General features: G+C 61.6%; 11 protein-coding genes. 7 read left to right on the plus strand and 4 right to left on the minus strand.

Annotation, left to right across the window (positions count from 1 at the left end; all coding sequences use genetic code 11):
- Positions 1-86: 86 nt before the first annotated feature.
- The 4 genes from ACK6BI_RS07455 to ACK6BI_RS07470 form a co-directional block, all read right to left on the minus strand.
- Positions 87-827: a YciK family oxidoreductase gene (locus ACK6BI_RS07455; RefSeq protein WP_065257167.1), complete on the minus strand. Its 741-nt coding sequence runs from the start codon at positions 825-827 to the stop codon at positions 87-89.
- Between the two features lie 80 nt (positions 828-907).
- Positions 908-1,579, minus strand: a complete 672-nt coding sequence (mupP, locus tag ACK6BI_RS07460) for an N-acetylmuramic acid 6-phosphate phosphatase MupP (RefSeq protein ID WP_409316546.1) — start codon at positions 1,577-1,579, stop codon at positions 908-910.
- Positions 1,580-1,583: 4 nt separating this feature from the next.
- Positions 1,584-2,282: a bifunctional 2-polyprenyl-6-hydroxyphenol methylase/3-demethylubiquinol 3-O-methyltransferase UbiG gene (gene ubiG / locus ACK6BI_RS07465; protein ID WP_409316547.1), complete on the minus strand. Its 699-nt coding sequence runs from the start codon at positions 2,280-2,282 to the stop codon at positions 1,584-1,586.
- A gap of 58 nt (positions 2,283-2,340) precedes the next feature.
- Positions 2,341-3,675 (minus strand): TRZ/ATZ family hydrolase, encoded by a 1,335-nt coding sequence (locus tag ACK6BI_RS07470; RefSeq protein WP_409316548.1) that lies wholly within the window; start codon positions 3,673-3,675, stop codon positions 2,341-2,343.
- Positions 3,676-3,783: 108 nt separating this feature from the next.
- On the opposite strand from ACK6BI_RS07470, the gene mtnA reads away from it, so the two are divergent.
- From mtnA to cmk, 7 genes are all read left to right on the plus strand, one after another.
- Positions 3,784-4,860, plus strand: a complete 1,077-nt coding sequence (gene mtnA, locus ACK6BI_RS07475) for an S-methyl-5-thioribose-1-phosphate isomerase (protein WP_409316549.1) — start codon at positions 3,784-3,786, stop codon at positions 4,858-4,860.
- A 373-nt stretch (positions 4,861-5,233) separates the two neighbouring features.
- Positions 5,234-7,897 (plus strand): DNA gyrase subunit A, encoded by a 2,664-nt coding sequence (gyrA, locus tag ACK6BI_RS07480; RefSeq protein WP_409316550.1) that lies wholly within the window; start codon positions 5,234-5,236, stop codon positions 7,895-7,897.
- A gap of 64 nt (positions 7,898-7,961) precedes the next feature.
- Complete coding sequence (gene serC, locus ACK6BI_RS07485; RefSeq protein ID WP_409316551.1) at positions 7,962-9,047, plus strand: 3-phosphoserine/phosphohydroxythreonine transaminase; 1,086 nt, start codon at positions 7,962-7,964, stop codon at positions 9,045-9,047.
- Positions 9,047-10,141, plus strand: coding sequence for a prephenate dehydratase (gene pheA, locus ACK6BI_RS07490; protein WP_065257160.1), 1,095 nt, complete (start codon positions 9,047-9,049; stop codon positions 10,139-10,141). The genes serC and pheA overlap by 1 nt, the downstream gene beginning before the upstream one ends.
- Positions 10,142-10,153: 12 nt before the next feature.
- Positions 10,154-11,266, plus strand: a complete 1,113-nt coding sequence (gene hisC, locus ACK6BI_RS07495; protein WP_409316552.1) for a histidinol-phosphate transaminase — start codon at positions 10,154-10,156, stop codon at positions 11,264-11,266.
- Positions 11,267-11,294: 28 nt separating this feature from the next.
- Positions 11,295-13,502, plus strand: a complete 2,208-nt coding sequence (locus ACK6BI_RS07500) for a bifunctional prephenate dehydrogenase/3-phosphoshikimate 1-carboxyvinyltransferase (protein WP_409316684.1) — start codon at positions 11,295-11,297, stop codon at positions 13,500-13,502.
- Positions 13,499-14,188: a (d)CMP kinase gene (gene cmk, locus ACK6BI_RS07505; protein ID WP_065257158.1), complete on the plus strand. Its 690-nt coding sequence runs from the start codon at positions 13,499-13,501 to the stop codon at positions 14,186-14,188. The genes ACK6BI_RS07500 and cmk overlap by 4 nt, the downstream gene beginning before the upstream one ends.
- The last annotated feature ends 18 nt before the right edge of the window (positions 14,189-14,206 follow it).

Consider the following 14,206-nt stretch of genomic DNA (forward strand, 5'->3'; position numbering starts at 1 on the left):
GTTATTTGACTGAAAACGGCCTGCGCAAAGCGGCAAATGTATGCCGTGACGGGAACCCGCCACGGCCACAAAAGCGACGTATGGCATTACTGGGCGTTGAACGCCTGGCCATTGATGCCCGCGCTGTCGGGGCCCATCAGGTACAGATAGACCGGCATGATCTCTTCCGGAGTCGGGTTGTTCAGCGGATTTTCCCCCGGGTATGCCTGGGCGCGCATGCTGGTGCGGGTACCGCCCGGGTTGATGCTGTTGGAGCGTACCGGCGCCACGCCGTCGACTTCGTCGGCCAGCGTCTGCATCAGGCCTTCGGTGGCGAACTTCGACACGCCATAGGCACCCCAGTAAGCGCGGCCCTTGCGGCCAACGCTGCTGGAGGTGAACACCACCGAGGCATCCTGCGACAGTTTGAGCAGTGGCAGCAGGGTGCTGGTCAGCATGAACATCGCGTTGACGTTGACTTGCATGACGCGCATGAAGTTTTCACCGGACAATTGCTCGATCGGCGTGCGTGGACCAATGATCGAAGCATTGTGCAGCAGGCCGTCGAGGTGGCCGAATTCGGTTTCGATCATCGCCGCCAGCTCATCGTATTGATGGGGCAGGGCGGTTTCGAGGTTGAACGGGATCACGGCAGGCTGCGGATGTCCGGCTGCTTCGATCTCGTCATAGACCTGGGTCAGATTGGCTTCGGTCTTGCCCAGCAACAGCACGGTTGCGCCGTGGGCTGCGTAGGTTTTCGCTGCAGCGGCGCCGATGCCGCGGCCGGCGCCGGTGACCAGAATCACCCGATCCTTGAGCAATTCGGGGCGAGCGGTGTAATCAAACATAAAAAACCTCTAATCCGTTAACTTCCGGTCATTCCCGTGCATTGCCCGGGAATGCGGCCATGACCGCTCTGCATTGCGGGTCAGCAACTGCAGAGTGCGTTATCCAGTACCTTGCGCAACTCCAGCGGGTGATCCACCACCACGTCCGCGCCCCAATGCCGCGGGTTGTCGTCCGGATGGATATAGCCGTAAGTCACGGCGACAGTCCGGGTGCCGGCGTCACGGCCGGCCTCGATATCGCGCAGATCATCGCCGATAAACAGTACGGTCGACGGGTCCAGATCAAGCATCTTGCAGGCAAGGTTCAGCATTTCGGGGTCCGGTTTGCTGTTCTTGACATGATCCGGGCAGATCAGTAAAGACGAGCGCTCGGCCAGCCCCAGTTGCTGCATGATCGGCTCGGCGAAGCGCAGCGGCTTGTTGGTGACCACGCCCCAGACCAGATTGGTTTTCTCGATGTCAGCCAGCAGTTCGGCCATGCCGTCGAACAGCTTGCTGTGAACCGCGCAACCGGCGAGGTAGCGTTCGAGGAATTCGAGGCGCAATGGCTCGAAGCCCGGTGATTCCGGGTCCATCGAAAAGGTCACCGCAACCATGGCTCTGGCGCCGCCGGAGATTTCGTCGCGGATGTGTTTGTCGTTCATGGGCGGCAAGCCGCGATCCGCGCGCATCGCCTGGCAAATGGCGATGAAGTCCGGCGCGGTGTCGAGCAGAGTGCCGTCCATGTCGAAAAGGACTGCTCTGATGGCCATCGGCTTATTCCTCGCGCAGGGTCTGGATCATGTAGTTGACGTCAACGTCCGCCGACAGCTTGTAGTGCTTGGTCAGCGGGTTGTAGGTCAGACCGATGATGTCCTTTACGGTCAGGCCGGCCATGCGGCTCCAGGCGCCCAGCTCGGACGGGCGGATGAATTTCTTGAAGTCATGGGTGCCGCGCGGCAGCAGCTTCATGATGTATTCGGCGCCGACGATGGCGAACAGGTAGGCCTTCGGGTTGCGGTTGATGGTGGAGAAGAACACCTGGCCGCCGGGCTTGACCATACGGAAGCAGGAGCGGATCACCGAGGATGGATCCGGTACGTGTTCGAGCATTTCCAGGCAGGTGACCACGTCGAACTGCTCGGGCATTTCCTCTGCCAGGGCTTCGGCGGTGATTTGTCGGTATTCGACGTTCACGCCGGATTCCAGCTGATGCAGCTGTGCGACCGCCAGCGGCGCTTCGCCCATGTCGATGCCGGTCACGGTTGCGCCGCGCTGGGCCATGGCTTCGCTGAGGATGCCGCCTCCGCAACCGACGTCGAGGACCTTCTTGCCGGCCAGATTGACGCGCTCATCAATCCAGTTGACCCGCAGCGGGTTGATGTCGTGCAGCGGTTTGAACTCGCTTTCACGATCCCACCAGCGATGGGCCAGTGCTTCGAATTTGGCGATTTCGGCGTGGTCGACGTTGCTCATGATTCAATCCTCGAAAAACTTGAAAAAGGCTGTAACCCCGGCGTTTGTCCCGGGGTTGTTACGATTCGGTGTGGCCGCTGATGCGCCGGCCCCAGGCCCGGGCGGTTTCGCCGAGCTGCTGTTCGTCCAGGCGCGTCAGGCGGCGGTCATCGAGCAACTGCTTGCCGGCGACCCACAGGTGTTTCACGCAGTCCCGCCCAGTGGCGTAAACAAGTTGCGAGACCGGGTCATAGACTGGTTGCTGGGCCAGCCCGGAAAGGTCGAACGCGACCATGTCCGCGGCCTTGCCGAGTTCCAGGGAGCCGGTTTCGGCTTCGATTCCCAAGGCCCGCGCACCGTTCAGCGTGGCCATGCGCAGCGCCCGATGGGCATCGAGCGCTGTGGCCGAGCCGGCGACAGCCTTGGCCAGCAATGCTGCGGTGCGGGTTTCGCCCAGCAGGTCGAGGTCATTGTTGCTGGCCGCGCCATCGGTCCCGACCGCGACGTTGACCCCGGCCTGCCACAGGCGCTCCACCGGGCAGAAGCCGCTGGCCAGTTTCAGGTTCGACTCCGGACAATGGATCACGCTGGTGTTGCTTTCTACCAGCAACGCCAGGTCCTCATCGCTGATCTGTGTCATGTGCACGGCCTGGAAGCGCGGGCCGAGCAGGCCCAGACGGTCGAGGCGGGCCAGTGGCCGTTCGCCGCGCTGTTCGAGCGCTTGCTGCACTTCGAAGGCGGTTTCGTGGACATGCATGTGGATCGAGGCGTCCAGCTCTTCGGCGATCACGCGGATTTTTTCCAGGTTCTCGTCGCCCACGGTGTAGGGTGCATGAGGGCCGAAGGTGATCTTGATGCGATCGTGATGCTTCAGGTCGCCGAACAGCTCGACGCCCTGACGAATGGCTTCATCGGCGCTGGCCGCGCCCGGGATCGGGAAATCGAGGATCGGAATGGCGATCTGTGCGCGGATTCCGCTGTTGTGGACGCGCTCAGAGGCAACCTTCGGGAAGAAGTACATGTCCGAGAAACAGGTGATACCGCCTTTTATCTGCTCGGCGATGGCCAGGTCGGTACCGTCACGCACGAAGGCTTCATCGACCCATTTGCCTTCGGCCGGCCAGATGTGGTTTTCCAGCCAGGTCATCAGCGGCAGATCGTCGGCCAGACCGCGAAACAGGGTCATGGCCGCGTGTCCATGGGCGTTGATCAGGCCGGGTGCGAGCAATACGTCCGGCAGTTCGCGGGTTTCGGAGGCATTGCACTTCAAGGCTTCGGCGCGCGGGCCGATGAACACGATGCGACCGTCGCGGATGCCCAGGCCATGCTCTTTGAGCACTACGCCTGCCGGTTCGACGGGGACCAGCCAGGTCGGCAGCAATAATAAGTCGAGCGCAATGGCAGGTTTCGGCATCGAGGGTCGGTTCCAGTGCTTTTGTAAAGGATGGCGAAGTATACCCGAGCGTCTTCGCGGGGGGATCGCTATAATCGGCGGCTTTTGTTCATGAGTGCGGGGTGAGGGATGCGCGATCGACTGTTGGCTGCGGAGAAAGTGAAAGCCATCGATTGGCGAGATGGCGCGCTCTACCTGCTGGATCAGCGCGTTTTGCCGTTCGAGGAAAACTGGATCGCCTACACCAGCGCCGCCGGCGTGGCCGAAGCGATTCGCTCGATGGTGGTGCGCGGTGCGCCAGCCATTGGTATCAGTGCCGCCTACGGCATCGTGCTGGCGGCCCATGCCCGGATCGCCGAAGGTGGCGACTGGTATGCCGCGCTGGAAGAGGATTTCATGCTGTTGGCCGATTCCCGCCCGACGGCGGTCAACCTGTTCTGGGCATTGAACCGCATGCACGACCGGCTGGATCGCCTGAAAGACAACACCGATCCGCTGGTGGCGCTCGAGGCTGAAGCCATTGCTATTCATGAAAGCGATCGCGAAGCCAACCTGACCATGGCGCAGCTCGGCGTCGACCTGATCCGCAAGCATCAGGGCAATGCCCAGGCGATTCTCACGCATTGCAACACCGGCGCCCTGGCGACCGGCGGTTTCGGTACGGCGCTCGGCGTGATTCGCGCCGCATTCATCGAAGGCATGGTGGAGCGCGTTTATGCCGACGAAACCCGTCCGTGGCTGCAAGGCTCGCGTCTGACGGCGTGGGAGCTGGCCAACGAAGGCATTCCGGTGACCCTCAATGCCGATTCCGCCGCCGCGCATATCATGAAAACCAAAGGCGTGACCTGGGTGATCGTCGGTGCGGACCGGATTACCGCCAATGGCGACGTGGCGAACAAGATCGGTACCTATCAACTGGCGGTCAACGCCATGCACCATGGCGTGCGCTTCATGGTGGTGGCGCCGAGTTCGACCATCGACATGAATCTGGCCAGCGGTGATGACATTCCGATCGAGGAACGCGATGGCGCCGAGCTGCTGGAAGTCGGCGGCAAACGTGTCGGGGCGGATGTCGAGGCGTTCAACCCGGTGTTCGACGTGACCCCGGCAGACCTGATCGACGCGATCGTTACCGAGAAAGGCATCGTCGAGCGCCCGGATACCGCGAAAATGGCCCAATTGATGTGCCGCAAGCGCTTGCATTGATTGGCTTGATATCCGGGTTGTCCCCTTCGCGAGCCTGCTCGCGAAGCGGCGCTTGAAGTCAATAAACATCCCCAAACCCAACCCGATTTCAGCATTCAAAGAAGCTCAGAGCCTCTCTCGTCCCCTTCAAGCCTGTCATCGGTCATCTAACTATGCTCCATGCGCATCTGGGGGATAGGTGCGTGGCGGCTGTTGTGATAACATCCGGCGTTTTCCGAGGCAGCCCCGCGGGGTTGTCTTCACTGCGCAAATCCATGGTTCAACTTGTTGATTTGTCGTAAGTCGCGGCATGGCACTCGGCCGGCCCCGACGAGCTTCGTTCATCCCATATGGATATGACGAAGTTTCACCAGAAAAAGGAATCAGGCTTCTCATGGGCGAACTGGCCAAAGAAATCCTCCCGGTCAATATCGAAGACGAGCTGAAACAGTCCTATCTCGACTACGCGATGAGCGTGATCGTCGGCCGTGCACTGCCGGATGCGCGTGATGGCTTGAAGCCTGTGCACCGTCGCGTACTGTTCGCGATGAGCGAGCTGGGCAACGACTTCAACAAGCCGTACAAGAAGTCTGCCCGTGTCGTCGGTGACGTGATCGGTAAGTATCACCCGCACGGTGATACCGCGGTGTACGACACCATCGTCCGCATGGCCCAGCCATTCTCGCTGCGCTACCTGCTGGTGGACGGTCAGGGCAACTTCGGTTCGGTGGACGGCGACAACGCCGCGGCCATGCGATACACCGAAGTGCGCATGACCAAGCTGGCGCACGAGCTGCTGGCCGACCTGCACAAGGAAACCGTGGACTGGGTGCCGAACTACGACGGCACCGAACTGATCCCGGCAGTCATGCCGACCCGCGTGCCGAACCTGTTGGTCAATGGTTCCAGCGGTATCGCCGTCGGTATGGCGACCAACATTCCGCCACACAACCTCGGTGAAGTCATCGACGGTTGCCTGGCGCTGATCGACAATCCCGAGCTGACCGTCGACGAGCTGATGCAGCACATCCCCGGTCCGGACTTCCCGACGGCGGGGATCATCAACGGTCGCGCCGGCATCATCGAAGCCTATCGCACCGGTCGTGGCCGCATTTACATGCGTGCCCGTTCGATCATCGAGGACATCGACAAGGTCGGTGGCCGTCAGCAGATCGTCATCACCGAACTGCCTTATCAGCTGAACAAGGCGCGTCTGATCGAGAAGATCGCCGAGCTGGTGAAAGAGAAGAAACTCGAAGGCATCACCGAACTGCGCGACGAGTCCGACAAGGACGGTATGCGCGTGGTGATCGAATTGCGTCGCGGCGAAGTGCCTGAGGTGATCCTCAACAACCTCTACGCGCAGACCCAGCTGCAATCGGTATTCGGCATCAACATCGTTGCGCTGATCGATGGCCGTCCGCGGATCCTGAACCTCAAGGATCTGTTGGAAGCCTTCGTCCGTCACCGTCGCGAAGTCGTTACCCGCCGCACCGTGTTCGAACTGCGAAAGGCCCGCGAGCGTGGTCACATCCTCGAAGGTCAGGCCGTTGCCCTGTCGAACATCGACCCGGTCATCGCTCTGATCAAGGCTTCGCCGACCCCGTCGGAAGCCAAGGAAGCGCTGGTCAGCACGCCGTGGGAATCCAGTGCGGTGATGACCATGGTCGAGCGCGCCGGGGCCGATTCGTGCCGTCCGGAAAACCTCGATCCTCAATATGGTCTGCGCGACGGCAAGTACTTCCTGTCGCCGGAACAGGCACAAGCCATTCTGGAACTGCGTCTGCACCGCCTGACCGGTCTGGAGCACGAAAAGCTGCTGGCCGAGTATCAAGAGATCCTCAACCAGATCGGCGAGCTGATCCGCATCCTCAACAGCGCCACGCGCCTGATGGAAGTGATTCGCGAAGAGCTGGAAGTGATCCGCGCCGAATACGGCGACGTGCGTCGTACCGAGATCCTCGATGCCCGTCTCGACCTGACCCTGGGCGACATGATCCCGGAAGAAGAGCGTGTCGTGACCATTTCCCACGGTGGTTATGCCAAGACCCAGCCGCTGGCCGCGTACCAGGCCCAGCGTCGTGGCGGTAAAGGCAAGTCGGCGACCGGCGTGAAGGATGAGGACTACATCGCTCACCTGCTGGTTGCCAACAGTCACACCACGCTGCTGCTGTTTTCCAGCAAGGGCAAGGTGTACTGGCTCAAGACCTACGAAATTCCGGAAGCGTCCCGCGCCGCCCGTGGTCGTCCGCTGGTCAACCTGCTGCCGCTGGATGATGGCGAGTACATCACCACCATGCTGCCGGTCGAGGAATACACCGAAGGCCACTACATCTTCATGGCGACTGCCAACGGCACCGTGAAGAAGACGCCGCTGGAATCCTTCAGTCGTCAGCGCAGCGTCGGTCTGATCGCGCTGGAGCTGGATGAAGGCGACGTGCTGATTTCTGCTGCCATCACCGATGGCGAGCGCGAAGTGATGCTGTTCTCCGACGGCGGCAAGGTGACCCGTTTCAAGGAATCCGACGTTCGCGCCATGGGCCGTACCGCCCGCGGTGTGCGCGGCATGCGTCTGCCGGAAGGTCAGAAGCTGATTTCGATGCTGATCCCGGAAGAAGGCAGCCAGATTCTCACTGCTTCCGAGCGTGGTTACGGCAAGCGCACCGCGATCACCGAGTTCCCCGAGTACAAGCGTGGCGGCCAGGGCGTGATCGCCATGGTCAGCAACGAGCGTAACGGTCGTCTGGTCGGCGCGGTTCAGGTGCTCGATGGCGAGGAAATCATGCTGATTTCCGACCAGGGTACGCTGGTGCGTACCCGTGTCGACGAAGTCTCGAGCCTGGGGCGCAACACCCAGGGCGTGACCCTGATCAAACTGGCCAAGGATGAAACCCTGGTCGGCCTGGAGCGAGTCCAGGAGCCGTCGGAAGTCGAAGGTGACGAGCTTGAAGGTGAAGAGGGTGTCGAGCTGGAAGAAGGCGTGACCGGCGCCGAACCGGACGATGCGGTCGACAACCTGCAGGCGGACGCCGCAGACGAAGAAGAGTCGCAAGACTAACCCAATCGTAGCAGGGCAGAGTGTTTGCTCTGTCCGCTACCGTGATTGCAAAGCGAGAGTGGATGTGAGCAAACGAGCCTTTAACTTCTGCGCAGGTCCCGCTGCGCTGCCTGAAGCTGTCCTGTTGCGTGCCCAGTCCGAGATGCTCGACTGGCACGGCAAGGGTCTGTCGGTCATGGAAATGAGCCATCGTAGCGACGACTACGTGGCCATCGCCGAGAAGGCCGAACAGGACCTGCGTGACTTGCTGTCCATCCCCTCCAACTACAAAGTGCTGTTCCTGCAGGGCGGCGCGAGCCAGCAGTTCGCCGAGATTCCGCTGAACCTGCTGCCCGAGAACGGCACTGCCGACTATGTCGAAACCGGCATCTGGTCGAAGAAGGCCATCGAGGAAGCGCGTCGCTTCGGCACCATCAACGTTGCCGCCAGCGCCAAGCCTTACGATTACTTGGCCATTCCTGGTCAGAACGAGTGGCAGCTGACCCCGGGTGCGGCCTATCTGCACTATGCGTCCAACGAAACCATCGGCGGCCTGCAGTTCGACTGGGTTCCCGAGACCGGTGACGTTCCGCTGGTGGTCGACATGTCCTCCGATATTCTCTCGCGCCCGATCGATGTGTCGCAGTACGGCCTGATCTACGCCGGCGCGCAAAAGAACATCGGTCCGAGCGGTCTGGTGGTCGTGATCGTCCGTGAAGATCTGCTGGGTCGTGCCCGCAGCAGTTGCCCGACCATGCTCGACTACAAGATCTCGGCCGACAACGGTTCGATGTACAACACCCCGGCGACCTATTCCTGGTACCTCTCCGGCCTGGTTTTCGAATGGCTGAAGGAGCAGGGCGGCGTCGCTGCGATGGAGCTGCGCAACCAGGCGAAGAAAGATCGCCTGTACGGCTTCATCGACAGCAGCGATTTCTACACCAACCCGATCAGCGTCAACGCCCGTTCCTGGATGAACGTGCCGTTCAGACTGGCTGACGAACGTCTGGACAAGGCCTTCCTGGCCGGCGCCGATGCTCGAGGCCTGCTCAACCTCAAGGGTCATCGTTCGGTGGGCGGCATGCGCGCCTCGATCTACAACGCACTGGGTCTGGACGCTGTCGAAGCCCTGGTAGCCTACATGGCTGAATTCGAGAAGGAGCACGCCTGATGTCCGAACAGGAGCTCAAGGCGCTGCGTGTGCGCATCGACAACCTCGATGAAAAGATCCTCGAGCTGATCAGTGATCGCGCGCGCTGCGCCGAAGAAGTCGCCCGGGTCAAGATGGCCAGCCTGGCCGAAGGTGAGCAGCCGGTGTTCTATCGTCCGGAGCGCGAGGCGCAGGTTCTCAAGCGCGTGATGGAACGCAACAAGGGGCCGCTCGGCAACGAAGAGATGGCGCGCTTGTTCCGCGAAATCATGTCTTCGTGCCTGGCCCTCGAAAATCCGCTGAAAGTGGCTTATCTCGGCCCGGAAGGTACCTTCACCCAGGCGGCGGCCATGAAGCACTTCGGTCACGCCGTGATCAGCAAGCCGATGGCGGCGATCGACGAAGTGTTCCGCGAAGTGGCGGCAGGCGCGGTGAATTTCGGCGTGGTGCCGGTGGAGAACTCCACCGAGGGCGCGGTCAACCACACTCTCGACAGCTTCCTCGAGCACGACATGGTGATCTGCGGCGAAGTCGAGCTGCGGATTCACCATCACCTGCTGGTGGGCGAAAACACCAAGACCGACAGCATCAGCCGCATCTATTCTCACGCCCAGTCGCTGGCCCAGTGCCGCAAATGGCTGGACGCCCATTACCCGAACGTCGAGCGTGTGGCGGTGTCCAGCAACGCCGAAGCGGCCAAGCGGGTCAAGGGCGAGTGGAACTCGGCGGCGATCGCCGGTGACATGGCGGCCGGTCTGTATGGCCTGACGCGCCTGGCCGAGAAGATCGAGGACCGTCCGGACAACTCCACGCGCTTCCTGATGATCGGTAACCAGGAAGTGCCGCCGACCGGTGACGACAAGACCTCGATCATCGTGTCCATGAGCAACAAGCCTGGCGCGCTCCACGAACTGCTGGTGCCGTTCCATGACAACGGAATCGACCTGACCCGGATCGAAACCCGTCCGTCGCGCAGTGGTAAATGGACCTACGTGTTCTTCATCGACTTCGTCGGTCATCACCGTGATCCGCTGATCAAAGGTGTACTGGAAAAGATCAGTCAGGAAGCAGTAGCACTCAAGGTGCTGGGTTCCTACCCGAAAGCGGTTCTTTAAGGGGTGGTAGCAATGAGTGGCAACTTCCTCGCTCTGGCGCAGCCGGGCGTGCAACAACTTTCGCCATACGTTCCGGGCAAGCCCGTGGACGAGCTGGCGCGCGAGCTGGATCTGGATCCGGCGAGCATTGTCAAACTGGCGAGCAACGAAAACCCGTTGGGCGCCAGCCCGAAAGCGCTGGCCGCGATCCGCGAGGCGCTGGACGAACTGACTCGCTATCCCGACGGCAATGGCTTTGCACTGAAATCCCTGCTGGCCGAGCAGTGCCGCGTGGAGCTGAACCAGGTGACCCTGGGCAACGGCTCCAACGACATTCTCGAGCTGGTGGCGCGGGCCTACCTGGCACCGGGCCTGAATGCGGTATTCAGCGAGCACGCGTTCGCGGTCTATCCGATCGCCACTCAGGCGGTCGGCGCTCAGGCCAAGGTTGTTCCGGCCAGGGAGTGGGGGCATGACCTGCCGGCGATGCTGGCGGCCATCGACGCCAGCACGCGCGTCGTGTTCATCGCCAACCCGAACAACCCGACGGGCACCTGGTTCGGCGCCGAGGCGCTGGACGAGTTCCTGCAGGACGTGCCGGCGCACGTGCTGGTGGTGCTGGATGAGGCCTACATCGAATACGCCGAAGGCAGCGATCTGCCGGATGGCCTGGATTTCCTCGCGGCTTACCCGAACCTGCTGGTCTCGCGCACCTTCTCCAAGGCCTACGGTCTGGCGGCGCTGCGCGTTGGCTACGGTTTGTCCACACCCGTGGTGGCGGATGTGCTGAACCGCGTACGTCAGCCGTTCAACGTCAACAGTCTCGCGCTGGCTGCTGCCTGTGCGGCGTTGAAGGATGAGGAATATTTGGCGCAGAGCCGTCAGCTCAACGAGTCCGGCATGCAACAGCTGGAAGCGGGTTTTCGCGAGCTGGGTCTGAGCTGGATTCCGTCCAAAGGCAACTTTATCTGCGTCGATCTCGGCCAGGTGGCGGCGCCGGTCTTTCAGGGCCTGCTGCGCGAAGGCGTGATCGTGCGTCCGGTGGCCAACTACGGCATGCCGAACCATCTGCGAGTGACCATTGGTCTGCCGGCGGAAAACAGCCGCTTCCTTGAAGCGCTGCGCAAGGTTCTGGCTCGTGGGTGATGTCACTGCGCTGCAATCTGCTGCACCTATGATCGGGCGCCTGGTGGTGGTCGGTCTGGGGTTGATCGGTGGTTCGTTTGCCAAAGGCTTGCGTGAAAGCGGTTTATGCCGCGAAGTGGTCGGGGTCGATCTCGACCCGCAATCGCGCAAGCTGGCGGTTGAGTTGGGTGTGGTGGATCGCTGTGAAGACGATCTGGTGACGGCTTGCCAGGGCGCGGACGTGATCCAGTTGGCGGTGCCGATCCTGGCCATGGAAAAAGTGCTGGCCCGTCTGGCTGGCATGGAACTGGGGCAGGCAATTCTGACGGATGTCGGCAGTGCCAAGGGCAATGTGGTGCGCGCAGCGACCGAGGCGTTTGGCGGCATGCCGGCGCGATTCGTGCCGGGGCATCCGATTGCCGGTTCCGAGCAGAGCGGGGTGGAAGCCTCCAATGCCGAGCTGTTCCGTCGTCACAAGGTGATTCTCACCCCGCTGGAGCAGACCGATCCGGCTGCCCTGGCGGTGGTTGATCGTCTGTGGCGAGAGCTGGGTGCCGATGTCGAGCACATGCAGGTCGGGCGTCACGACGAGGTGCTGGCCGCGACCAGTCATCTGCCGCACTTGCTGGCCTTCGGTCTGGTCGATTCATTGGCCAAGCGCAATGAAAATCTGGAGATCTTCCGTTACGCTGCGGGCGGTTTTCGCGATTTCACAAGAATCGCCGGAAGCGACCCGGTCATGTGGCATGACATCTTTCTCGCCAACCGTGAGGCTGTCCTGCGCACACTCGATACATTTCGCAGCGACCTCGACGCCTTGCGCGACGCGGTCGATGCAGGGGATGGGCATCAATTGTTGGGCGTCTTCACGCGCGCCCGGGTTGCCCGCGAGCATTTCAGTAAAATCCTGGCCCGCAGGGCCTATGTGGACGCTATGAATTCCAACGATCTGATCTTCCTGGCTCAACCTGGTGGCCGCCTGTCCGGTCGGATTCGCGTACCGGGTGACAAATCGATTTCCCACCGTTCGATCATGCTCGGCTCCCTGGCTGAAGGTGTCACCGAAGTCGAAGGCTTCCTTGAGGGCGAAGACGCTCTGGCGACCTTGCAGGCGTTCCGTGACATGGGCGTGGTCATCGAGGGGCCGCATCATGGCCGCGTGACCATTTACGGTGTCGGCCTGCATGGCCTCAAGCCTGCTCCGGGACCGATCTATCTGGGCAACTCCGGCACTTCGATGCGCCTGCTGTCCGGCCTGCTGGCCGCGCAGGACTTCGACAGTACACTGACCGGTGATGCTTCGCTGTCCAAGCGGCCGATGAATCGTGTGGCCAACCCTCTGCGAGAGATGGGCGCCGTGATCGAGACTGCTGCCGACGGCCGTCCACCGATGACCATTCGTGGCGGTCACAAACTCAAAGGCCTGACCTACACCATGCCGATGGCCAGTGCCCAGGTGAAATCCTGCCTGCTGCTGGCGGGTCTGTATGCCGAAGGCAAAACCACTGTCACCGAGCCGGCTCCGACTCGTGACCATACCGAGCGCATGCTGCGCGGCTTTGGCTATCCGGTCAGCGTCAACGGTGCAACGGCATCGGTCGAGTCCGGCGGCAAGCTGACCGCAACCCACATCGAAGTACCGGGCGATATCTCGTCGTCGGCGTTCTTCCTGGTGGCGGCGTCGATCGCCGAAGGGTCCGAACTGGTGCTCGAACACGTCGGCATCAACCCGACCCGTACTGGTGTGATCGACATTCTGCGTCTGATGGGCGCTGACATCACCCTGGAAAACCAGCGTGAAGTGGGTGGTGAGCCGGTTGCCGACTTGCGCGTACGAGCAGCTAAACTCAAGGGTATCGAGATTCCGGAGGCGCTGGTTCCTCTGGCCATCGACGAGTTCCCGGTGCTGTTCGTGGCGGCCGCATGTGCCGAAGGGCGCACTGTGCTGACCGGTGCCGAAGAGCTGCGGGTCAAGGAGTCGGATCGTATTCAGGTCATGGCGGACGGTTTGCTGGCGCTGGGTGTCAAGTGCGAGCCGACCCCGGACGGCATCATCATCGACGGCGGCCAGATCGGCGGCGGCGAAGTGCATGGTCATGGCGATCACCGTATCGCGATGGCTTTCAGCGTGGCCTCGTTGCGCGCCGCTGCGCCGATCCGTATTCATGATTGCGCCAACGTCGCGACATCGTTCCCGAACTTCCTGGCGCTGTGCGCGCAGGTCGGCATTCGTGTGGCGCAAGAGGCTCAGTCGTGAACAACATTGCTCCGGTCATTACCATCGATGGGCCAAGCGGCTCGGGCAAAGGCACCGTAGCCGGCATTCTGGCCAGGCGTCTGGGCTGGAACCTGCTGGATTCCGGTGCGCTGTATCGCCTGTTGGCGTTTGCTGCGCACAACCATGGTGTTGACCTGACCAATGAGGAATTGCTGAAAAAGCTCGCTGCCAATCTGGATGTGCAATTCATTGCGGCGACGGAAGGTCAGTTGCAGCGCATCATTCTTGAAGGTGACGAAGTCAGTGATGTCATTCGCACCGAAAGTGTCGGTTCGGGTGCTTCTCAAGTCGCCGCATTGCCGGCGGTGCGCGAAGCCCTGCTGCAGCGTCAGCGCGAATTCCAGGAAGCGCCGGGTCTGGTGGCTGACGGGCGTGACATGGGGACGGTGGTTTTTCCGAATGCACCCTTGAAGATATTTCTGACTGCGAGTGCCGAGGAGCGTGCGCGCCGTCGATATTTGCAGTTGAAGGGCAAGGTCGAGGGTGTTAGTCTGTCGAGTCTGCTAGATGAGATCCGTGCGCGCGATGAGCGCGATACCCAGCGAGCAGTGGCCCCGCTCAAGCCGGCGGCCGACGCGATACAGCTGGATTCCACGGAGTTGTCCATCGATCAGGTGCTTGAACGCATCATGAGCGAGATCGCCATTCGCGATATCGCCGGGTGACCAGGAAGGTCGCAGGGG

This window comes from Pseudomonas sp. KCJK9016 (assembly GCF_046231795.1).
GTDB lineage: Bacteria > Pseudomonadota > Gammaproteobacteria > Pseudomonadales > Pseudomonadaceae > Aquipseudomonas > Aquipseudomonas bananamidigenes.

What these genes read in the sequence shown, in the direction of transcription:
- ACK6BI_RS07455 (WP_065257167.1), bottom strand. Translation starts at nt 827, where the DNA reads ATGTTTGATTACACCGCTCGCCCCGAATTGCTCAAGGATCGGGTGATT.
- mupP (WP_409316546.1), bottom strand. Translation starts at nt 1,579, where the DNA reads ATGGCCATCAGAGCAGTCCTTTTCGACATGGACGGCACTCTGCTCGAC.
- ubiG (WP_409316547.1), bottom strand. Translation starts at nt 2,282, where the DNA reads ATGAGCAACGTCGACCACGCCGAAATCGCCAAATTCGAAGCACTGGCC.
- ACK6BI_RS07470 (WP_409316548.1), bottom strand. Translation starts at nt 3,675, where the DNA reads ATGCCGAAACCTGCCATTGCGCTCGACTTATTATTGCTGCCGACCTGG.
- mtnA (WP_409316549.1), top strand. Translation starts at nt 3,784, where the DNA reads ATGCGCGATCGACTGTTGGCTGCGGAGAAAGTGAAAGCCATCGATTGG.
- gyrA (WP_409316550.1), top strand. Translation starts at nt 5,234, where the DNA reads ATGGGCGAACTGGCCAAAGAAATCCTCCCGGTCAATATCGAAGACGAG.
- pheA (WP_065257160.1), top strand. Translation starts at nt 9,047, where the DNA reads ATGTCCGAACAGGAGCTCAAGGCGCTGCGTGTGCGCATCGACAACCTC.
- hisC (WP_409316552.1), top strand. Translation starts at nt 10,154, where the DNA reads ATGAGTGGCAACTTCCTCGCTCTGGCGCAGCCGGGCGTGCAACAACTT.
- ACK6BI_RS07500 (WP_409316684.1), top strand. Translation starts at nt 11,295, where the DNA reads ATGATCGGGCGCCTGGTGGTGGTCGGTCTGGGGTTGATCGGTGGTTCG.